20 protein-coding genes, 1 pseudogene and 2 riboswitches are annotated in these 22,452 nt (G+C 36.4%); of the genes and pseudogenes, 10 read left to right on the top strand and 11 right to left on the bottom strand.

What is annotated here, in order from left to right; translation table 11 throughout:
- The first annotated feature begins 404 nt into the window (after positions 1–404).
- On the top strand, positions 405–2,330 hold the full coding sequence (locus tag AM499_RS16490; RefSeq protein ID WP_053591227.1) for a GTP-binding protein: 1,926 nt from the start codon (positions 405–407) through the stop codon (positions 2,328–2,330).
- A gap of 25 nt (positions 2,331–2,355) precedes the next feature.
- Positions 2,356–2,835, top strand: coding sequence for an SRPBCC family protein (locus tag AM499_RS16485; protein WP_053591226.1), 480 nt, complete (start codon positions 2,356–2,358; stop codon positions 2,833–2,835).
- A 105-nt stretch (positions 2,836–2,940) separates the two neighbouring features.
- Here AM499_RS16485 and AM499_RS16480 read toward each other — a convergent pair whose 3' ends face one another.
- Both AM499_RS16480 and AM499_RS16475 read right to left on the bottom strand, forming a co-directional pair.
- A complete protein-coding gene (locus AM499_RS16480; protein ID WP_053591225.1) occupies positions 2,941–3,546 on the bottom strand; it encodes a class I SAM-dependent methyltransferase in 606 nt (201 codons plus the stop codon).
- Between the two features lie 23 nt (positions 3,547–3,569).
- Entirely contained in the window at positions 3,570–4,592 is a 1,023-nt protein-coding gene (locus tag AM499_RS16475) for a YeiH family protein (RefSeq protein ID WP_053592253.1), read from the bottom strand.
- Between the two features lie 118 nt (positions 4,593–4,710).
- Between AM499_RS16475 and AM499_RS16470 the strand changes: the two genes are divergently transcribed.
- On the top strand, positions 4,711–5,619 hold the full coding sequence (locus AM499_RS16470; RefSeq protein WP_053591224.1) for a LysR family transcriptional regulator: 909 nt from the start codon (positions 4,711–4,713) through the stop codon (positions 5,617–5,619).
- Between the two features lie 36 nt (positions 5,620–5,655).
- On the opposite strand, the gene AM499_RS16465 is transcribed toward AM499_RS16470, so the two are convergent.
- Both AM499_RS16465 and AM499_RS16460 read right to left on the bottom strand, forming a co-directional pair.
- Positions 5,656–6,465 (bottom strand): SDR family NAD(P)-dependent oxidoreductase, encoded by an 810-nt coding sequence (locus AM499_RS16465; protein ID WP_053591223.1) that lies wholly within the window; start codon positions 6,463–6,465, stop codon positions 5,656–5,658.
- A gap of 214 nt (positions 6,466–6,679) precedes the next feature.
- Positions 6,680–7,783 (bottom strand): CapA family protein, encoded by a 1,104-nt coding sequence (locus tag AM499_RS16460; protein WP_053591222.1) that lies wholly within the window; start codon positions 7,781–7,783, stop codon positions 6,680–6,682.
- A 140-nt stretch (positions 7,784–7,923) separates the two neighbouring features.
- Here AM499_RS16460 and AM499_RS16455 point away from each other — a divergent pair, with 140 nt between their 5' ends.
- From AM499_RS16455 to AM499_RS16445, 3 genes are read left to right on the top strand one after another with little or no spacing between them, the layout of a single operon-like run.
- Entirely contained in the window at positions 7,924–8,664 is a 741-nt protein-coding gene (locus AM499_RS16455; RefSeq protein ID WP_053591221.1) for an ABC transporter ATP-binding protein, read from the top strand.
- Complete coding sequence (locus AM499_RS16450) at positions 8,642–9,742, top strand: ABC transporter permease (protein ID WP_053591220.1); 1,101 nt, start codon at positions 8,642–8,644, stop codon at positions 9,740–9,742. Before AM499_RS16455 ends, AM499_RS16450 begins: the two co-directional genes overlap by 23 nt.
- Before the next feature lie 24 nt (positions 9,743–9,766).
- Positions 9,767–10,408 carry a TetR/AcrR family transcriptional regulator gene (locus tag AM499_RS16445; RefSeq protein ID WP_053591219.1) on the top strand — a complete coding sequence of 214 codons (642 nt, stop codon included), beginning with the start codon at positions 9,767–9,769 and terminating at the stop codon, positions 10,406–10,408.
- 45 nt (positions 10,409–10,453) lie between these two features.
- Here the strand turns inward: AM499_RS16445 and AM499_RS16440 are convergent, their stop codons facing one another.
- The 6 genes from AM499_RS16440 to mtnK all read right to left on the bottom strand — a co-directional run bounded on the left by AM499_RS16440 (position 10,454) and on the right by mtnK (position 17,831).
- The gene (locus AM499_RS16440; protein WP_053591218.1) at positions 10,454–11,650 is read right to left on the bottom strand and encodes an MFS transporter; all 1,197 of its coding nucleotides are present in this window, start codon (positions 11,648–11,650) and stop codon (positions 10,454–10,456) included.
- A gap of 93 nt (positions 11,651–11,743) precedes the next feature.
- Positions 11,744–12,763, bottom strand: coding sequence for an ABC transporter permease (locus AM499_RS16435; protein WP_053591217.1), 1,020 nt, complete (start codon positions 12,761–12,763; stop codon positions 11,744–11,746).
- Positions 12,738–14,243, bottom strand: a complete 1,506-nt coding sequence (locus AM499_RS16430) for a sugar ABC transporter ATP-binding protein (RefSeq protein ID WP_053591216.1) — start codon at positions 14,241–14,243, stop codon at positions 12,738–12,740. The genes AM499_RS16435 and AM499_RS16430 overlap by 26 nt, the downstream gene beginning before the upstream one ends.
- A 269-nt stretch (positions 14,244–14,512) precedes the next feature.
- Complete coding sequence (locus AM499_RS16425) at positions 14,513–15,592, bottom strand: sugar ABC transporter substrate-binding protein (protein ID WP_053591215.1); 1,080 nt, start codon at positions 15,590–15,592, stop codon at positions 14,513–14,515.
- On the bottom strand, positions 15,589–16,644 hold the full coding sequence (gene mtnA / locus AM499_RS16420; protein ID WP_053591214.1) for an S-methyl-5-thioribose-1-phosphate isomerase: 1,056 nt from the start codon (positions 16,642–16,644) through the stop codon (positions 15,589–15,591). Before mtnA ends, AM499_RS16425 begins: the two co-directional genes overlap by 4 nt.
- Positions 16,641–17,831: an S-methyl-5-thioribose kinase gene (gene mtnK, locus AM499_RS16415; RefSeq protein WP_053591213.1), complete on the bottom strand. Its 1,191-nt coding sequence runs from the start codon at positions 17,829–17,831 to the stop codon at positions 16,641–16,643. Before mtnK ends, mtnA begins: the two co-directional genes overlap by 4 nt.
- A gap of 74 nt (positions 17,832–17,905) precedes the next feature.
- A riboswitch (SAM riboswitch) is annotated at positions 17,906–18,060 on the bottom strand.
- A 165-nt stretch (positions 18,061–18,225) separates the two neighbouring features.
- Positions 18,226–18,329: riboswitch (SAM riboswitch) on the top strand.
- A gap of 116 nt (positions 18,330–18,445) precedes the next feature.
- Between mtnK and mtnW the strand changes: the two genes are divergently transcribed.
- The 4 genes from mtnW to AM499_RS16395 are packed head-to-tail and all read left to right on the top strand — an operon-like array spanning position 18,446 to position 21,497.
- Entirely contained in the window at positions 18,446–19,660 is a 1,215-nt protein-coding gene (gene mtnW, locus AM499_RS16410) for a 2,3-diketo-5-methylthiopentyl-1-phosphate enolase (RefSeq protein ID WP_053591212.1), read from the top strand.
- A 5-nt stretch (positions 19,661–19,665) separates the two neighbouring features.
- Complete coding sequence (locus tag AM499_RS16405) at positions 19,666–20,331, top strand: 2-hydroxy-3-keto-5-methylthiopentenyl-1-phosphate phosphatase (RefSeq protein WP_053591211.1); 666 nt, start codon at positions 19,666–19,668, stop codon at positions 20,329–20,331.
- A complete protein-coding gene (locus tag AM499_RS16400; RefSeq protein WP_053591210.1) occupies positions 20,328–20,939 on the top strand; it encodes a methylthioribulose 1-phosphate dehydratase in 612 nt (203 codons plus the stop codon). The genes AM499_RS16405 and AM499_RS16400 overlap by 4 nt, the downstream gene beginning before the upstream one ends.
- A gap of 21 nt (positions 20,940–20,960) precedes the next feature.
- The gene (locus AM499_RS16395; RefSeq protein ID WP_053591209.1) at positions 20,961–21,497 is read left to right on the top strand and encodes a 1,2-dihydroxy-3-keto-5-methylthiopentene dioxygenase; all 537 of its coding nucleotides are present in this window, start codon (positions 20,961–20,963) and stop codon (positions 21,495–21,497) included.
- Positions 21,498–21,711: 214 nt separating this feature from the next.
- Here AM499_RS16395 and AM499_RS21450 read toward each other — a convergent pair.
- Positions 21,712–21,901: pseudogene (locus AM499_RS21450) on the bottom strand (GMC oxidoreductase); the annotation flags it as partial.
- Positions 21,902–22,452: the final 551 nt, after the last annotated feature.

Here is a 22,452-nt window from a genome sequence, read left to right as displayed (position 1 = left end):
TTGGTAATCCTGTGGCAGTCGTCTATCCGCCGCCCTCCTGCAAACTCTTGGAAACTTGGTACCACTGTTTTGAATAATTAATTATAGAGTAGATACTTTCCTATTCGAATTGTAAGCTCCCGAAGATGGAATTTCGGGAGCTTCTTGATACTCTATAAGTTAGATTCTTAATTATTTATAGCGTAACTGTCTCTTATAAGGGATGTCTCCAAGGTATGTGTCCCATGCACGCAAAGAATAAGAACTGTAAAGGTTAGGAAGCGACTCATCCTTCTTGTTCGGAGCGTGTGGCAAGCGCACATCCGTATTCAATTAGTTGCAAATAACACAACGTGACCCTCAGCTCTTTCCTAAATCGTTTGCTATAATATAAGCATTCATTAGAAATGAACTGAGGTGACACTATGCATAAAACCATTGGAATTCTTGCACACGTGGATGCCGGGAAAACAACTTTTTCTGAGCAACTGCTTTATCATACGAAGACAATTAGACAAAGAGGTCGTGTCGATCATCAAGATTCCTTCCTCGACAGTCATTCTATAGAAAAAAATAGAGGAATTACTATTTTTGCAGATCAAGGCATCTTTTCCTATAATGATTCTACTTATTACATCATTGATACTCCAGGGCATGTCGACTTCTCCCCTGAAATGGAGCGGGCTATACAAGTAATGGACTATGCAATAATCTTGATTAGTGCAGTGGATGGAGTAGAAGGTCATACCGAAACAGTTTGGCAGCTACTTCGTAAACACCAAGTGCCTACCTTTTTCTTTGTAAACAAAACAGACTATGAAGGAACAGATTCGGCAAGTGTTTTAGAGGAGATACGCGCTAACTTATCTGGAGATGTATGTAACTTAACAACTTTATTTGATGAAGAGTTAATAGAATTTATCGCAGAGCGCGATGAAGAGCTTTTAGATAAATACATGGACACTGGTTTCGAGCAAGAACTATGGTTAAACAAAATGAAAACAATGATTAAGGAAAATAAAATCTTTGCATGTGCTAGCGGTTCTGCATTAAAGGACATAGGGGTTTTCGAATTTTTGGATAAGCTCGATGTATTAACAGAGACTTCTTATAACTCGCTAAAAAATTTTGAGGCTAAAGTATATAAAATTCGCCATGATGAAAGTGGAAACAGAGTCACTTTCTTAAAACTATTAAGTGGAAAACTAAAAGTACGAGATGAAGTGAAATATAGGCAAAAAACAGAAAAGATAACTCAAATTAGAGTGTACAGTGGAAATAAGTTTCAAACGGTTGATCAAGCAACCGCTGGTGAACTAGTTGCTGTAACCGGATTAACAACCGCTTCGATTGGAGATGGAATTGGAGATAACCAGGAGAAAGTTACATTTGATATGGTTCCAACACTGAAATCCAAAGTTCTATTTGATTCGTCTATCCATGTCAAAGAGGTATTGCGTTCCTTTAAGTTATTAGACACAGAGGATCCCTCTTTACGAGTTTATTGGGATGAACACTTCCAGGAGATTCACGTACACGTTATGGGGGTAATTCAGCTGGAAGTACTCGAACAAATCGTCCAAGAACGCTTTCATTTTCAAGTTTCTTTTGGGGAGCCTAGAATTCTTTACAAAGAAACTATTAACGCCCCTGTACGAGGTTATGGACACTTTGAGCCGTTAAAACATTACGCAGAAGTCCATCTATTAATCGAACCTACAACACGAAATAGAGGCGTTTCTTTTGATAATATATGCCATGCAAATGATTTATCCATCGGTAATCAAAATCTTGTAAAACATCATCTATTGGAACGTCATCATCATGGGTTATTAACAGGTTCCGCATTAACTGACGTTAAAATAACTTTACTTACTGGCCGTGGACATAATGAACATACTCATGGCGGAGACTTCAGAGAAGCGACATACCGAGCACTTCGTCAAGGTTTAGAAAAAGCAGAAAATGTCCTTCTTGAACCATTTTATGACTATAAAATAAAAGTCGATATGGATCTGATTGGTCGTGTATTGTCGGATATTCAACAAGCTCACGGAACTTTTGAATCCCCCGAGAATACTGGAGACAAAGTAATTATTAAAGGTCGAGTACCTGTGGCCACGTTCATGAATTATAGTACGACCTTCGCTTCTTTTACACATGGGAAAGGAACGCTTAGCTTACTATTTGGGGGATATGATCGTTGTCATAATGCTGAAGAAGTAATTAATAGTATTGGTTATAATAAAGATGCAGATCCGGAATATACTTCGAGTTCTATTTTCTGTGCGAAGGGGACAGGATATAAAGTGCCATGGTATGAAGCTGAACAAGCTATGCACTGTTTATAATTTATAACCTAAGGAGGAATTAACGATGATTGCAACTATTCAAAAGGAAAAAGAAATCTATACCGCACGTTATGATCGTCATTTCCACCATTCAGTAAAAGATGTTTGGTCTATGCTCACTAACAATGAGAAGTTACAAAAATGGTTCTCGGAACTAGAAGTAGTGGATTTACGTAAAGGTGGTTTGATTAAGTTTGATATGCAAGACGGTACCTATATCGACATGAAGATTTTAGATTATGAACAATTTAAGGTTTTAGCTTTTGAATGGGATGCGGATATCGCAAGATTTGAATTATCACCAGAATCAGAAGGATGCCATTTAGTTTTTACAGAAACACTCTCCTCCTTTACAGAGCAAACAATAAAAGATTTAGCAGGTTGGCATGTTTGTCTAGATGTCATTGAAGCCTTATTAGATGGTAATACAATCGACTCAAGAGAAAATGAATGGAAAGAATGGTTTGTGAAATATAAAGAACTTCTAGGTGAACGGATAAAATAATTGTCTACCGAATTCCGAAGCTCACCGCTCGCTTTCCTGCAGTAGTCGAGCGGACGCTTCCTTTTACACCAGTATGAAAGAAATCCTCATTCTATTAAGGAACTTTTATTCAAATCGAAAAATAACAAATCGCTCGTTGCTATTTTGCTCGTATAATGCAGGAACCTTTATTTCTTTAAGAAGCTTAAACGGGGTTTGTGTTTCAAGATATTGTATGTATTCCGCAGTAGGATAATATAAAATAATATCTACTGCTCGAGGGGAATTTTCCACGGACAGAAGTATATTTCGAGTCACCTTTTGAAAAATTTGTATGGAAAAAGGATTGAAAAAATAAAAAAGATTTTCTTCCTTATCTACATTGTATTCCTCTGCTAGGATGCGTTCAAATCGGATGTAAGCTCTTGAATGCTTCGCCCGATCCATATACCGTGTTAAGTTTTCCATCGCCTCTTGATATAGTTGTCCACTCATCTCCACCCCAGTTGCGGACACATGAAGATGGTGGTGAACGTAAAAAGGAAAACGCCCTTTTCCACAGCCAAAATCTACAAATTTATCAGATGACTTACATGCATATTCATCAAAAAATGCTTCTAGAGCGACATATGGAGTTGCTTCATAACGATTATAATGAGCAGATTGATGCTGCCATTCACGAATTCCTTCTGTTTTTATGCGCAATAAACGATCATGATCCTGTTCCCTCATCTGCTATCTCCTTTCCTTGTTGACTACACATTAAGATGAAATACATAAACAAGCACATAGCCTAAAATAGATAATAAAATGGAACCTATGAGACCAGCAGCAAAAGGCCTTACTCCTAATTTTCTAAATGTTTTTATGTCTATATTCAACCCTAAACCTGCCATTGCCATTGCAATAAGTAGATAGGCCACTAAGACAAAAATGCTTGCAATTTGTTCTGGAAAAATCCCTAAAGTGTGAATGCCACTCATACCTAAAAATCCTATGATAAACCAAGGTATACTTGACATGGAAAACTTTCTTTTTGACTGATTCTTTTCACCTCTTTGTACGAAAAAACCTATACATAAAGCAATCGGGACTAAAAGTGCGACTCTCGTCAGTTTCACAATAACAGCTAAATCGACCGCATTATTACCACCCGGCTCTGCCGCAGCAATTACATGGGCAATCTCATGTAACGTACCTCCAGTAAACACTCCGTATCCTTTTGAAGTTAAGTCCATAATTGGATAAAGAAAAGTATACACCAATGTAAATAGCGTCCCAAGTATTGCAATTGTCGCAACCCCTATGGCAGTTTCATCGTCATTCGCTTTCACTTGTGGCGCGATCGCAACAACAGCAGCCGCTCCACAAATCGCAGTTCCACAGGCTGTTAGCAAACCTAGTTTCTTGTCGACTCCAAACAAACGCGATAATCCATACACTACAAATAAAGCAAATAGAATATTGATGAGTGCCAGGAAGAAGACATTAAATCCAGCATGATAAATATCTGCTAAGTTAAGCCGCATTCCTAAAAAAATTATACCCACCCTCAGTAATTTTTTACTTGAAAAGGAAATACCGTGTTGGTACTGTTGCGATACTCCAATTGTAGCACTCCAAATCATCCCTATTATTATGGCTATTACTAATTGCCCCATAATCGATAGAAATGGGATGCTAGAAAATAATTTAGCTACAATTGCGATGATTAACGTAATACCAATTCCAATAAAAAATGCTTTATTAATTTTAATACTTTTAGCTTCTCTATCCATATTCATTAAACTCGCTTCCTCTCTTCCTGTATGTTTACTTTACGTAGTTTTTTATTATTAGTAAAATACATATACATAATAGATCGCATTAATATTTTTAATGATTGGGAGTGAGAAATTGTATTATGATGCCCTAAAAACATTTATAACACTAGTGGAAGTTAAAAATTTCACAAAAGCAGCACAGCTCCTTCATATATCTCAGCCAAGCGTTAGCGTACATATAAAAAATTTAGAAACAGAGTTTAACACCGAGCTACTAATTCGTTCTCCAAAATTAATAAAGATCACTCCTTCAGGAGAGATCTTATATGAGCGTGCGAAACAAATACTCTCCATGTATGAGCAAACTCAAAAGGATATTTTAGACTATCAAGAGGACATTAAAGGAAAGCTTGTTATTGGTGCAAGTTTTACAATTGGCGAATATATTCTTCCCTCTATCCTTCTAGCGCTTCACTCAAAGTACCCAAACCTGGAGCTAGAAGTATTTATCGGAAACACAGAAGAAATTGTACAGTCTGTTCGACTACTTACTGCGGATATTGGTTTAATAGAAGGTCAAACAAATGAAAAGGAGTTGCAAGTGGAAGCTTTTATGGAGGACGAGTTATTTATAATAGGTTCTTCAGAAAATGAGTTAGCTTCAAAGGATTCCGTGAGTATAGCCGACTTACAAAACCAAACTTGGTTTATGAGAGAGGAAGGTTCAGGAACACGTGAATATTTAAAACATGTCCTACGTTCCAATGGCTTAAAGGTAAAGTCCATTCTCACTATTAGTAGTAATCAAGGTATTAAAGAGACGATTATCCATAGTCGACAAGAAGGGTTATCCCTCCTATCCATTCACGCAATAAAGAGAGATATACAACATCATCACCTTTCCATCATACCTCTTGACCAACGACCTTTTACACGAATGTTTTCTTGTATATGCTCTCCTGTCATGGAAAATAAACGACATGTTCTAGCGTTTAAAGAAACACTACTGGAAAATCGAAAAGGAGCACCATTCCATAAATAAAACTCAGACATGCAAGCACATCTGAGTTTTTAGGATTTATTTAGATGGCGCCTTACTTACAAATTCCTTGAAATCTGCAATACTTGGATTTGCCATGTAATGGCCACCCTCCACTTGAATTGTTTGTCCTGTGATAAATTTTGACTCATCTGAAGCTAGAAACAATACTGTATACCCAATATCATCAGCTTCTCCATGGTATGGAAGTGCATTAAACTTTTCGAAAATATCTAATACAGCTTCTGGCATATTACTCTCAGCCGCTGGAGTTAAAATGAGACCAGGAGCTACTCCATTACACCGGATATTATCCTTCCCGTATTGTGCAGCTATATATTTTGTTAGATTTACAACAGCTGCCTTGGAAGCCCCATATGCAGAACGAACAGAGTCACCTGCAAATGCCGCCATAGAGGCTGTATTAATAATTGAGCCACCCCCTGCTTTAACCATATGTGGAATAGCGAAACGGCAACCTAAAAGTACACTTTTTGTATTTACGTTCATTAGTCGATCCCATTCATCTAAATCGATATTAACTACATCTAAATCCTTTTGAAGATTGGTCAGACCAACATTATTGTATAAAACTGTTATAGTTCCATAATGTTCTACTGTAAAATCAACTGCTTCTTTAATAGAAACCTCTTTCGAAGCATCTAAAAAAATACCAACTGCTTCGCCACCTTGACTTTTAATATTCTCGGCTGCTTTTTTTGCACCCTCGACATTAAAATCGGCAATAACTACTTTAGCACCTTCTTTAGCTAATAATGTTGCTGCTGATAGACCAATACCGGATGCACCTCCCGTTACTAACGCAACTTTGTCTTGTACACGCCCCATCATCGTCACTCCATTTCCGTTATAAAAGATTTATCTTAGTTTAGTAGCTCCGCCGTCCAGCCTTATTTTTTGATCAGAAATATACCTTCTTTTACGCGCGCAGATGCTATTCCTTTTCCTATCCCTGATGTTCGACTTTTGGTTTATTTATTGATTACCCTCCTTCATTATTTTATTTTACCACTAAAATATTTATCACTATAACATTATGCATTTAATCTTTAAAATTAAATAGATGCTCTTGAACCCATTCATTGGTTTGGTTGACCTTAGATTCTACCTCTTCAAGTGGATATACTTTATAGGGATTTTCCTTTATAACTGCAGTAGCTTTAAAGGAAGGATCCTCCAATTTCAGCACTTCTTTTCCGTTGATGGTTTTCTTCAATACACTAACCTTTGCAATTCCCCCAATATTTGTGAAATCAAAACTTTGAGCAGAAAAGAAATTTCCTAAAGAATAAAAAACATGCGTAGTGTGACCGTCTTTCGTAGCAATTTCTTCATATGGCTGAATAACATGAGGATGATGTCCGAAAATAATATCGGCTCCCGCTTCTGCCAGGGCATGCGCAAGTTGCTTTTGCTGATCATTAGCTTCAAGTTCATACTCTGATCCCCAATGAATACTTACAATAACAAAGTCCACTTTATCTTTTAGAACTTGGATCTCTTTTATAATACGATCAGCATCTATTCTATTAACTAAATAATCTTTACCAGTTGGTGTATTGTAGCCATTCATACCATATGTATAATTGAGAAGACCAAAATGGATATTTTCTACTTCTAAAATACGGTCAGTCTGTGAATCCTCTATAGATTCATATGCACCCATATAGAGCATGCTGTATTTTTTCATATGACGTATAGCAGATAAAACACCTGCTTCCCCTTGATCTAGCGTATGATTATTGGCCATTGATATCATATCAACTCCCACCTCTTTCAAATCTCTAATAATATGTGTTGGACTTGAGAAATTAGGATAACCTGATAATCCAAACTCAGGACCTGCGGGAATCGATTCTTGATTAGCCAATAATAAATCTAGGGATTCCAATTCTTCTCTTACTGGCTCAAATGAAGGTAGAAAACTAGCGTAATTATATAAAGGAAGATGCAATAAAATATCTCCAATCATACCAATCTCCATTCTTTTTTCTTCATAATCCACGTAAAATGTCGAAAATTGTTTCCCGTGGAACTCTTCATCGAATGGTTCTGTAATTTGCATATTAAAATACGATAAGACCGAAACAAATAATAATAAAAATGAAACTAGAATTTTAATGTTCATCACCTCTCTTTCAATCATTTACTGTATTCATAATCGTTATACAAATCTTTTTATATATTTATTCGTGTATTCGATACATATGCTATTGACGTTGAAATAGTTATGCCTATAATGAAAGTGAGTGATTACTCACTTTCAAATTTAAAGGGGGTTTATAAATGTCATCCACCATTCTTTTGAATCAAGTTAGTAAAAGTTTTGGAAAGAAAACAGTTTTAAATAAAGTAAGTATTTCCGTTCATTCTGGAGAAATATTTGGTTTAATCGGACCATCTGGTTCAGGAAAAACTACTTTAGTCAAAATGATTGTTGGTATGGACCAACCTACCAATGGGGAAATACATGTATTGGATACACCAGTTCCTCATTTATACCTATCCCAGAAAATTGGCTATATGGCTCAATCAGATGCTTTATACAATGACTTAACAGGTCGAGAAAACCTATCCTTTTTTGCATCTCTTTACAAATTGAACAAGAAAATTCAAAAGGAACGTATTGCTTACGCAGCCTATTTAGTTGGTCTTACTTCCCATTTATCTAAAAGAGTTCAGAATTATTCAGGTGGTATGAAGCGAAGATTATCTTTAGCCATTGCATTAATACACGACCCAGAACTATTAATATTAGATGAGCCGACCGTCGGAATCGATCCTAAGCTTAGAAAGTCCATTTGGGAGGAGATTAACCGTTTAAAAATGGAAGGTAAAACAATTTTAATAACTACACATGTGATGGATGAAGCAGAAAAATGCGACAAACTGGCCATGGTTAGAGATGGGGAAATAATTTCGAGTGGTTCTCCATTAGAACTGAAAAACCAATACCAAATTAGTAGTCTTGAAGAGGTATTTTTACTAGCTGGAGGTGAAAAAGATGAGAACAATCGCCTTAATTAAAAGAATTTGTATCCAAATGGTACGAGATAAACGAACACTCGCTTTGATGATGATTGCGCCTCTAGTCATTTTAACTTTGCTTCATTATTTACTATCTGCTGATACAACAGTTCCTCGCCTAGGAGTACATGGTGCAGAAGAAGCTTTAATAGAACAATTAAAAGGCAAAGAAATTGTAGTAATACCAAATGAAAATCTAAAAAATACGGAACAAGTTATAAAAAAAGATCAATTAGATGGAGTCCTTCATATAGAAGAGGATAAACTGAGTTTAACACTTACTAACGATGAGCCTTCTACATCGAAGGTGTTACAATCAAAAGTCATGCAAGCCATCTCCAGTGAAAATGCAAAGAAGCAAGCAACTAATTTAACCAAAGTGTTTGCAGATATTCAAGATAAACTGCCGAATGTTCAAGTGAACCAACTAAGTACCCCAGAAATCAATACTTATTATATTTACGGAAATAGCGAAACAACCTTTTTTGATCAGTTAAGTCCTATTCTTGTTGGCTTCTTTGTATTCTTTTTCGTCTTTCTCATTTCAGGAATAGGATTATTGCGGGAACGAACAACAGGCACGTTGGAACGTTTATTAGCGACTCCAATCCAAAGAAGGGATATCGTTTTTGGTTATTTAATTGGTTACGGACTCTTTGCCATCATTCAAACCCTTATCGTTGTTTTTTATGCAGTAAAGGTTTTAGATATTTTAATCGTTGGTTCTCTTTGGAATGTTGTTCTCATTAATCTATCTCTTGCACTAGTTGCATTGTTACTTGGAATTCTCTTATCGGCTTTTGCAAACTCTGAGTTTCAAATGATGCAATTTATACCAATTGCGATTGTTCCACAAGTATTCTTCGCAGGTATTCTCCCTATAGAGGGAATGGCAGAATGGATGCAAATTATTGCGAAATTTATGCCGATGTACTATGGTGGAAATGCATTAGTAGACGTTATGTATAAGGGATTCGGAATAGATAGTATTAAAAATGAACTCTTTATTTTGTTAGGGTTTGCACTGATTTTTGTTATTTTAAATATATTAGCCTTAAAGAAATATCGAAAAATCTAGATTGTTACTAGAAAGGAGTAAGCAATGGAAGAAGAAATATTGTTACAACAGCTATTTGATGAAGAAAAATTAACAGATAAGCAAAAAAAAATACTCCTTGCAGCAATAGATACATTCTCCGAAAAAGGGTATGCTGCTACCTCTACAAGTGAGATTGCCAAAAAGGCTGGAGTAGCGGAAGGAACCATTTTCCGACACTATAAAACGAAAAAAGAGTTGCTAGTATCCATTGTTACTCCTCTCATTTCTAAGGTATTTGGTCCATTTATTGTAAGAGATTTTCACAAAGTACTAGACCAGCCTTATGAAAATGCCGAGGACTTTATAAGAGCCACAATCGAAAACAGAAGAGAAGTATTTAAGAAGCTTCTTCCTGTTATTAAAATTATTATGCAAGAAATACCTTTTCAACCCGAACTTAGGGAACAATTTGTTGAACAGGTAGCTAAAAAAACATACGAGCGGATTTTGGTTGTCATTCAAAATTATCAAGATAAGGGTCAAATAATCGATATACCACCATCAAGCGTTGCTAGATTAGCCGTTAGCAGTATATTTGGCTACTTGATTTCACGTTACATTCTTTTCCCAGAGAGTGAATGGGATGACGAACTTGAAACAGAACGCACTGTTCAGTTTATCTTACATGGAATAGGAAAAAAATAGACACAAAAAAAGAAAGCACATTAATTGTGCTTTTCTTTTTTGTTCTTATACTTTTCTATTTCGTAAAAATACATATAAAAATCCACCAGCACTTAAAAATCGTAAACTAGAACTAATGTACATAGCTACTTCCATGCCTAGTTCATTCAAAAGCCAAATACCTATTTGTGGTGCAATGAATGCGACGAAAGCAAGCAGTACATTATAAGTTGTAATGCAATACGTACGATATTGTTCAGGTGATTGCTCCAACAATAAATTAAACAATATTAAAACAGTACCAGATAAGAAGAATCCGGATGTCGTTTGAATGAGCGTTAAATAATATAAGTTCGTAGATAGCATTGTTAAAAAAGGTGTAGTGGACATTCCAATAGCTGCCCATATAAAAACTTGCATATTCGAATACTTATCTGCCCACTTCTTCCATAAAGGAAATGTTAAAAACTGCATGAGCATACTACCAACTGAAAACATACTAATCCAAAAGATTGTTGCTCCTGCTACTCGGACATTGTAAATGTTGAATAATCCCCATGCCATTTGCCATGCAAAATTAAAAAAGAGAGCTGCAGCTAAAAACCAGACATAGTTCACATGTTTAAAAATGCTCCAGTCCATTGACTTCTTTTTAACTAGAACATCTGATGAAGGGATGATATCTTCTTGTTTTAATAAGAAAAAAACTTCTAGCAAACCGAAACCAAAAGCTATCGCAAAAAGAATTTGATAGGCAGTAACGCTTTCGGAAGCATCCTTCATTAAAACACCAATAACTAAAGTTGATATAAGACCGACCATCGTTAACAGACGATTTCGATCACTAAAAAATTGTCCTCTTCTAGACTCATCAATCATTCCACTTATCAACGTTTGCCAACCTACGTTAGCTACAGTGTTCGGAACACTGATGAAAGCAATAATTCCTAAAAATGCCCATGCTTGTAGCGAATCAGAAGGCAAATAAACTACTAGTACAATAAGCAAAAACATTAATCGTGCCAGTAAAACAGACATCGCCACGAGTTTCTTTTGAGCACTTGCACGATTTAGTAGAATAGCTGCTGGTATAGTCATTAATAACGCTATTAATGGCGGCAACGAACTTATTAATCCCACCTGATAATTGGTTGCCCCTAATATGGTAATTGCAAAGATCGGAAAAAAGTTATTGGAAAAATTTAATGCAATAGTAGATGCCATTCCATGGTAAATACTTATTTTTTCATTATACGGTCTCAAATTTTGTCAGCCCATTCGATAAATAATAAAGGATATGCTTGAATTATATACTTGCACGGGCAGAAAACAAGTACTTCGAGACACAAAATTTATTTAGATTTGGGTGAACCGTTTTTTAGCGTAAATATAAGTTACGGCAAGAGCTGAAACGAGCACTGCTCCTTTAATAATATCAAAGGCATAATACGGTAAGTTTTGTATCGTTAATCCATTCAAGAGAATCCCGATAACCGCTGCTCCAAAAAATGTTCCGATAGCATTTGGTTTTCCAGCACCAAGGACAGAATATCCAACAAAGACAGCTGCTACAGCTTCCATTAAAAGTGGTGCACCCGCATCAATTTGACCTGAACCAACACGTGCTGTAAACAATATACCTGCCATCGAAGCAAAAACACCAGAAATTACATATGCAGCACATTTTACTTTACGGGTATTCACTCCTGACAATGTTGCAGCCTCAGCATTTCCACCCGTCATATACAAAACACGTCCCCAACGAGTATGGTTAAGTACAACATAAGCGATAATTACTAGGACAAGCATTATCCAAACTGGAACTGGTAATCCGAGCATTCTCCCTTGGCCAATCCAAAGAAATGCTTCAGAGAATTGCCCCGGTGCCGTCCCTCCAGAAGTAAGCGGCATATTATTGTATATCGAGTATCCTTCTGTATATGTACGGTGAAAGCCCGCCACTATATACATCATACTTAACGTTGCAAGTAAATCTGGAATTCCTAAAACTACAATAAGAAAACTGTTCAATAATCCAACCAACACTCCTATTACAATAGGTAAGATTAGTACGAGCCAAAGCGGCATCTCATACCACACCATTAACGAAGCAGTAATGACAGTAGATAGAGACATCGTAGAACCTACTGATAAATCGAAACCTCCTACTACTAGCGTAAAGGTAACTCCTAATGCTAAGAGCGTTACAATGGAAATGGAACGTAATATATCTGTGAAATTTCCATATGTAAAAAAGGCACTGCTTATAGTGCTAAAGTACAATATAATTATCAATAGCAAGGCAATTGCACCATATTTAAATAGAAATTGAATTCCTCTTTCTTTGACCTTACTCTTCTTTTCCACCACTTGCATACAACAAAATCCTTTCTTGGGTCGCATCCTCACGTGAAAACTCCTTCACGATTTGACCGTTATACATAACTAGAAGTCGATCGGAAATACCAATTGCTTCTTGAATCTCACTCGAAAAATATAGACACCCTTTACCATTATTCGCCAGCTCACGAATTAAATTAAAAATGTCCTTTTTCGCTCCAATATCAACACCTTTAGTCGGCTCATCAAATAAATACACTTTAGAGTTGCGCGACATCCATTTTCCGATTACTACTTTTTGCTGATTTCCTCCACTTAAATGCACAAGTGGTGTTTCCGTATGATCCGTTTTAATTTTTAAGCGATTGATGATGTCCTTTGCAAAGTTGCGTTCAGCAGCTTTATCCATAAACAGAAGCCGTGAAAATTTCTTTAAATTCGGAAAGGAAGAATTCGTTTGTAACGACTCATGTACAAATAAGCCTTCTTTTCTGCGTTCCTCTGGAATTAGTGCCATTCCTGCTCGAATGGCGTCTGCTGGATGTTTCGCTTTTAACTCTTTGCCTGAAAGGTTCACACTACCTTTTACTAATGATCCCAAGCCAAATAAGGCTTTAGCTAGCTCCGTTTTTCCTGCTCCTACAAGGCCTACAATACCAACAATCTCCCCTTCAGAAACAGTAAAGGAAAGCTCCTTTAATTTCTGTCCATCCGATAATTCTGTAACCTGTAGGATTTTTTCTCCTAAAGTATGATTTGTATCTGCCTGTTCAAAATTAAAAGATACTCCTAGCATCGCTTCAATAATCTCATTCTGTTGAGCAGTTTCTGTGTTAAAAACTTTTACAAGCTTTCCATCTCGCATTACAGTGATTCGATCACTGATTTCAAATACTTCTGGAAGACGATGAGAGATAAATATACAGCCGACTCCTTGCGATTTCAGATGATCAATTACCGAAAAAAGCTTTTTGGATTCGTGGAGAGACAAAGGGGCAGTTGGTTCATCAAAAATAATAATCTTTGCCGAGCTTACAAGAGCTCGTGCAATTAATACTAATTGTTTTTCAGCTAATGTAAGTTTAAATGCCGGTTGATTGACAGCAATGTTTTCTACTTGCAAATGCTTCAGTGCTTTTTTAGCTTCCGTTTGTAGCTTGGATGTGGATAAAAACAAATTATTATTCGTAGCGATTTTATCTAGCATAATATTTTCTGCGACCGATAATTCCGAAACAATTGCTGTATCCACCTCTTGATAAACACAATAGATACCGTGTTCCTTTGCTGCTTTCGGGGAACGAAGCCGAACACTACTACCTTCTAAAACTATTTCACCTTCATCTTGCTCATATACGCCGGATAAAATTTTAATAAGCGTGCTTTTACCTGCTCCATTAACACCTAGCAATGCATGTACTTCCCCTTTTTCAAGATGAAATTCGGCCTCTTCTAGTGCCTTCACATTTCCAAATGATTTACGTATGGAAGTCATAAAAAGAAAAGGATTAGCCATGATGATCTCCTTTCTTAAGGCAATATACCAGTTGAATTTTAACTAGTTGGCCTTGTTATTGTGAATGCTGATTTTAGAAGCGTTTTATAGAATGTGTTTAATTACGCTAATGAACAAAACACGAATGTGCGCTTTGTTGCCGAAAGTTACACATGAGCCTCCGCAGATTGAAAGAGCCCATCATCGCTCGTACCTCCCGGAAACTTCCGATGAAACAAAGCTTCTTAAAAAGAAGCTGCCCCCCTTTTAGGGCAGCTACATTTGTATCATTATTGTTTTTCTAACTCTTTCAAAGCTTCTGTGTAACCTTGTTCGCTTGCTCCCCAACCTTCGATATATTCATGTAAGTCATTTGTCGTCACTGTTTCTTCCGGAAGCTTTTCAGCATCCACAAACACTGGTTCTAAAACAACTTTTTCTTCAGGAGTTTCACCATTTATTTTTTGATATAAATAACGCACTTGAATACGTCCTATATCCATTGGATCCACTGCCGCTGAGGCAACCCATGGGCTATTTTCTTTTTGTATCATTTGTAAATCTTCATCACTCATATCAATGCTATAAACTTTAATATCTGTTCTTCCAGCTTGCTCAATAGCGCGTACTGCACCTTTTGCGAATTCATCCCAAGCTGCCCAAACTGCTGTGATTTCTCCTTCATTTGGGTATTGTTTTAGAATCGCTTCCATTTGCGATTGTGTGTCTAATGCTGTATTTTGTGTCGCTGCACCAAATGTTGCAATTTCTTTAATACCTGGATTTTCATTTAAGAATTGCTCGTAGGCAACTTGTCTTCTTTCCATAGGTGCAAAACCTGCTACCCAGATTTTCACTATATTCGCTTCACCATTAGCATCATTTTTTAATTTTTCTAATGTCATTTCAGCCATCTTTTGATCGCCTTGCTCTAAAACTGTGATTCCTTCTACTTCCACACCTGCATCAAAAGCGACGACTGGTATTCCTTTATCAACTGCATTTTGAACTCCTTGATTTAACGCTTCTTTTGTTCCATGATCAATCAGAATTCCATCTACACCTTGGTTTACAGCTGCATCTAGATTGGAAGCCATTTTTGCTAAATCGCCTTCCGACGTAAACACTGTTACAGTCCCACCAAATTTCTCTACTTGTTCTTTTACACCTTCAATGTATTGAGCAGAAAAAGTACCAAGATTTTGTTGCATAACCAATGCGATTTTCTTCCCTGATAGCGGATTATCGGATGCTTCTGAATCAGCAGGAGTAGTTGTTGCTTCTTTTGCATCCCCTTTTGGTTGACACCCTGTTAAGATAATTCCAATTACTAATAATACGGATAAAAGCCATGCTGTTTTTGATTTCATGCGAGTTCTCCTTTTTCTATATTTATTAAACTAGGAATATTTTTTGTATATTCCGGATATATAATTCCTTTTTCAGTAATAATGGCTGTAATGTATTCACCCGGTGTAACATCGAATGCAGGATTAAATACTTTTGTATTTTTCGGAGCTACCTGTTTCCCTGCAATGTGCGTTATTTCTTCCGCTGGACGTTCTTCAATCGGGATCTCTTTTCCATTCTTAATGGTCAAATCAAAAGTGGAAGAAGGAGCTGCCACATAAAAAGGGATGTTAAACACTTTTGCTAATAATGCTAAGTTAAGTGTTCCGATTTTATTTGCCGTGTCGCCGTTTTCTGCTATCCGGTCTGCCCCTACAATAATTGCTTCGATTCCTTTTGCTCCGATTGTATGTGCAGCCATGCTGTCTGTTATAAGTGTTACATCCACTCCAGATTGCTGAAGCTCCCACGCAGTTAGCCTTGATCCTTGAAATACAGGTCTAGTTTCACAAGCATAAACTTCAAACTGTTTTCCCCGCTCACTCCCAAGATGGAATGGTGCTAATGCAGTACCATATTTTGCGGTTGCAATTGAACCTGCATTACAAATGGTCATAACTTTTGTTTGACCTTCAAACAAGGACAACGCATATTCGCCAATATTTCTACAGGATGCTTCGTCTTCTCTATGAATTTTTATAGCTTCCTCTATCAAAAGTTCCTTCGCCTCTTGTACACTTGCTACATTTTCAACTGCACTTCTTAAACGTTCTAGAGCCCAAACTAAATTTACAGCTGTTGGTCTAGATTTAGCTAAATACAAGAAATCCCTGTTGAGTTGCAGATGAAATTCCTCTAATGTATTTGCTTCATACTTTTCGGCTGCTTTAGCCAATCCATATGCAGCGGTAATACCAATTGCTGGTGCACCCCTCACCTTCAGAGTGATAATAGCATCATATACATCTTCTAAAGTATCTAGTGTTAAATACTCAACTACGTGAGGTAATTTTTGCTGATCCAAAATCCGAAATTCTTTGTCGTTCAACTCTATCGATAATGGAATACTCATTTGCGAAACCCCTCTAATAATTCAAATACTTCATCAATTGAATGGATATCTTTGCGTTTTAATATAAGTGCTTCCCCTGTTTGTAAGGTCTGCTTTTTGAATTTAATCCGTTGTTCGTCATCTTCGATACTGTCCAAATCCTTCACATGTGCTAGCCCGATTGTACGACGAATTAATTCACATCCAGCAAAGCCTAGTGTATCTCGGAAAATTTTATCCAAGACATATTCTTTATAGCCATCTGTGTCTTTATAGGAATCGACACTTTTTTTGTCCCATAATTCCGAAAATTTAGTCGAAAAGACATCCCAAGTTTGTTTGATATGGGTGACAATAACTCCCCGCTCATCCTCTTCTCTTGTAACATTTTGCACGATTAGATTTGCTAAAAACAATCCAATATCAAAGCCAATAGGTCCATAAAAAGCAAACTCTGGGTCTATTACTTTCGTTTCGGTTTCACTAGCAAAGATGCTCCCTGTATGCAAATCTCCATGTAATAATGCTTCCGCTTCTGTCATGAAGCTATTCTTTAATTTTGCAACCTCTAGCTTTAAGCGCCCGTTATTCCAAATAGTTTCTACGTCTTCTTGCAACAATGCTTCAAAGTCATTTGTTTCATAGTCAAAAAACGGATCTGTAAAAATAAGATCTTCTGTGATTTTACAAAGTTCTGGATTGGAAAACTCTGAAACTAGTTTCTTTTTTTCAAAAGGGTGTAATGCAAAATCAGATGTATGAAATAGTGTTTGAGCTAAATATTCTCCAATATCTTTTGAAAGGTTTGGATATGATTCAAGTTTAATCAACCCTTCACGTGCAATTTTTAAGTGAGATAAATCCTCCATTACCGTAAGCGCAAGATCCTCATCAATTGCATATACGGTCGGAACAAGATTGGCTGCAAATTCAGCATGTTTTTTTAATGCATTTGCTTCAATCACTGCTCGTTTTAACGTTAGTGGCCAACTTTCTCCGACAACCTTTGCGTATGGTAAAGCCTGTTTAATAATAAGACTCTTATCACCGTTCAATTCCTTAATATGAAATACATAGTTAAGATTACCGTCACCTATCTCACGACACTCCAACTCTGTGTCTTGTGGGAAGAAGTTAAGTTCTTTTGCATATAAAATAGCACTTTCTTCTGTTAATGATTCATATTGTCTCTTTGTAGCTGTCGTCATTATTCTCTACCTTTCCGTTTCAAAATAAAAAGCCTCTTTCATAAGAAAGAGGCGTAGAATAAGAGATCTCTCGCCTCTTATCTTTCAGAAAGTTACCTTTCTGATGGAATTAGCACCGTGCCTTAGGAGATTTTCATCTCGGCGCAAAATGCGCCCCGTCTCACAACGGTATTACGGTCGGTTGCTGGGCTTCATCGGGCCATTACCCTCTGCCTGCTCTTGATAAGAGTGCTATTAATTAAAACGTATACTATTTGAAAATCATCCTAGCATATTCAAAAAACACATGTCAATCATTTTTTTAAAACAAAAAAAATTCTAATAACTATATTGACAATCTTTATATTGCATGAAATAATCATTATTAATTTGACTAACTCAATTAAATAACTTTTTCTTATTTAGAGCAGGTGGAGGGACGAGCCCTATGATACCCGGCAACCGATCCATTATGGACACGGTGCTAATTCTTGCAGTCAGTAGACTGAGAAATAAGAAGTCGTTAATTTTTTAACCTCTTCTTATTTGGAAGAGGTTTTTTTATATTTAGAAGGGGCAAAACGCTGGGACATTGACTAAGTAGAAATTTGTTATATAAAGGATTGTGATAATAAATGAGTGGAATTACTACTCTCTATCAGGTTTACGGTAAACCTGGAACTTTTGAAAAAAAAGCTGAAGGAATTGCGCTCGGTTTAACAATAGGATCCTGGACTGATTTGCCGTTACTAGAGCAAGAGCAATTAAAAAAGCATAAAGGAAATGTTATATCGATAACTGAATTTGAAAATAGTCACCATCCGCTAAAACGAGATGAAATCAAAGCAGAGATTAAAATAAACTATCCTAGTGCTAATTTCTCTGCAGATTTACCTGCGATATTAACAACTGTTTTCGGCAAACTATCGCTAGACGGTGAAGTAAAGCTACTAGACTTGGAATTCTCATCAGACCTTTTAGATAATTTCCCAGGACCTAGATTCGGAATTGAAAGTATTCGTGAATTGCTAGGAGTGTATAATCGTCCACTTGTGATGAGTATTTTTAAAGGAGTAATTGGAAGAGATATCAATTACCTATCTGAACAGCTACGTAACCAAGCTCTAGGTGGAGTAGATTTAGTAAAAGATGATGAAATTCTCTTTGAAAACCCCCTTACTCCTTTTGAAAAAAGAATTATTACAGCTAAAGAAGTACTACGTCAGGTGTATGAGGAAACTGGACATCGAACACTTTATGCGGTTAACCTCTCTGGGCGGACATCCGATTTAAAATCAAAAGCAAAAAAGGCAAAAGAGCTTGGGGCTGACGCTCTATTATTTAATGTTCATGCATATGGTCTAGATGTACTTCAAGAACTTGTGGAAGATGAAGATATTCAGTTGCCATTCATGGCCCATCCAGCCTATAGTGGTGCTTTTACATCATCCTCATTTTATGGAGTTTCAACACCACTTTTACTTGGTAAATTGACTCGTTATGCAGGGGCAGATTTTTCATTATTCCCCTCACCATACGGAAGCGTCGCACTGGAGAAAACAGCTGCACTATCACTTGGGGAAGAATTGACGAAAGAAAGTGCAGTAAAACGAACTTTTCCAGTTCCTTCGGCTGGAATTCATCCTGGATTGGTTCCTTTGTTAATCGAAGACTATGGCATAGACAGCATTATAAATGCAGGTGGTGGAGTGCATGGTCATCCTACTGGCGCTACAGGAGGAGGGCTTGCCTTTAGGCAGGCCGTATCAGCAGTCCTTGATGGAATTCCGTTAGCTGAAGCAGCAAAACAGTTTCCAGAACTAAAAGCAGCATTGGAACTATGGGGGTAAGCATTATGAGTAAGCTAGTAATCTATTGTGATTTTGATGGGACCATTACAAACCAAGACAATATTATATCCATTATGAAAAAATTTGCTCCCCCAGCATACTTGCCGATCAAAGAGAATATTTTAGGGCAAAAGCAATCTATCCGAGAAGGTGTTGCTCAAATGTTCTCTCTGTTACCTGTAGCTATAAAAGATCAAATTATAAGCTACTTGCTTGATCAGGCAGAGATTAGAGAAGGATTCGCCGATTTTGTTTCTTATACAAGAAAGCACGATATCCCTCTCTATATTGTTAGTGGTGGAATTGATTTTTTTGTTCATCCAATGCTAGAAAAGTTTGGTCCTTTTTCGGGCGTTTATTGTAATGAAGCCGACTTCTCAGGAGAAAGAATACAAATCAATTTTCCGCATGTCTGCGATGATTTATGTACGAGCAAAGGTTGCGGATGCTGTAAGCCATCCATTATTCGAAAGCTCCAAGAAAAAGATTCGTTAAGTGTTGTAATTGGTGATTCTATTACTGACTTAGAAGCTGCAAAATTAGCAGATGTTGTCATAGCACGGGATTTTCTTATTGAAAAGTGCAAGGAATTGAATATTCCATATGAACCTTTCGAAAATTTTCGAGATGTCATGACTATTATTGAAACAAGGTTAGGTGTTCAAACATGATAACGCTCCGTGGTAGATGGGAAGAGTTAGCAGATATAAAAGACGAACTTGCTAAACGAGATTGGTTTATGGGAACTAGTGGAAATTTAGCAATTAAGGTGAATGATGAACCAGTAGAGTTTTTAGTTACAGCAAGCGGAAAAGATAAGAATAAGCGAACAAAAGAAGACTTTTTACATGTAAATATAAATGGAGAGCCAATAGAAGATACCATTTTAAAGCCGTCTGCAGAAACATTATTGCACTGTGCTATTTATTCTAAAACTTCTGCGGGCTGTAGTCTCCATGTTCACACTGTTGCTAATAACGTCATCTCCGAATTATACGGTGATCAGGGAAAAATAGATTTTCAAGGGCAAGAACTTATTAAAGCTTTCGATTTGTGGGAAGAAGATGCAATTCTTTCTATTCCTATCATTCCAAATCATGCCCATATTCCACTTCTCGCCGAAGAGTTTCAGACATATATAGATGGTGATAAAGGAGCTGTACTTATACGAAATCACGGTATTACTGTTTGGGGTAGGGATGGTTTCGAAGCAAAGAAGTTACTTGAAGCTTGTGAATTTTTGTTTCAGTATCAGTTGACTTTACGTCAAATAAAATAAAAATAAGAGAGGAAGATTTAGATGGCTATCATTAAAATTCAAGGAACAAATGAAACAATTGAAGCACAAAATGAGGTTGCTGCATTTTTAGAGCAACAAGAAGTAATTTATGAGCATTGGGATATAGAAAAATTACCAGAGAAACTTCGTGAAAAGTATGATCTTAGCGATGCAGAAAAAGAAGAAATTTTAAATGCATTTAAAGCAGAAATAGATGATATATCAGAACGTCGTGGGTACAAAGCAGCTGATATCATTTCTTTATCTGACTCTAATCCAAACTTAGATGAACTATTAAAAAACTTTGAACGTAAACATCTTCATACAGATGATGAAGTTCGTTACATTGTTAGCGGTCACGGAGTATTTATTATTCAAGGAAAAGATGAAAATTTCTTTGAAGTGCATCTATCACCTGGAGATCTAATCTCAGTTCCGGAGAATATCACACATTACTTCACACTTGCTGAAGACCGTAAAGTAGTAGCAGCACGAATCTTTGTAACAACTGAAGGATGGGTACCAGTCTACCAAGACGAGGAAGTTGCACAAGGTTAATAAGAAGAATTGCATGCATGAGCATTCTAGATAGTTACTAAATAGAGATGTTTCATATTCAAAATCGCAAATTTTATAGTACATTCTATAAAAAGTTAAAAAAGCAAACACTGAATCCTGTATCGAATGCGTAGTGACCTTTTAAATAGCCTAGCGCAAATTAAATAAACTCCTAAATTGCTTGTATTAAGCTATTTAGGAGTTTTATTGATTATTATTTAACTAGAAGTCCACCTTGTTTTAAATAAGTTTGAATTCCTTCTGCAGCACGGTAAGAAAGTAGCTCCAATTGTTCCGGTAAGATTAAAGTTACTATTATGAGGAAATATAGATGCTCCGACTACAAATACGTTCTCTGCTTCTCACATTTGTAGATAAGAGTTAACTGCTGAAGTAGCTGGATCTTCTTTTGTTTGTGCCTTCTCTTTGTATACAAGGAGAATACCAAGCGCTCCAACTAACACAATAAAATCTCCTAATTATCCAAAACTAATTTATTTACTTAGTTAAACATTAGTCAGATATATACTATTTTTCCTTAATGGTAGAATGCAAATTATAAACTATTGAAAATATTTCTGTACAAACTCACAATGGTGAAAGAAAATAAGTATATTTTTTTCCTGTCCAGCAAAGAACTATAATGGATAGACCAATACCAGATACAAGTAAAGCAAACCGTGGAAAAACGCTATTATTAAAAGTAAGAAACAATGCAAAATCTACTACTAAAATAAAGCCAAGAAGACTTAATTTAATATTTTCATCTTTCAAATGATACTGAGCCGATTTTATTCATCCTTAATAAGGATATATATTCAAACGAGCTTATCATTTACTACATTTTTTCTTAAACTGTACATAAATAGTTTCAAATTTATATTGGTTGTTTTAGAAAAAGTTTGTATATATAAAAACTTTTTTCCTATATTAATTGAAAAATAAAAGGTGCTTT

Origin of the sequence: Bacillus sp. FJAT-22090, from assembly GCF_001278755.1 — a bacterium.
In the GTDB taxonomy this organism is placed as follows: domain Bacteria; phylum Bacillota; class Bacilli; order Bacillales_A; family Planococcaceae; genus Psychrobacillus.
Note: the sequence above shows the minus strand (reverse complement) of the source record. Positions and strands in the feature narration are given on the sequence as shown.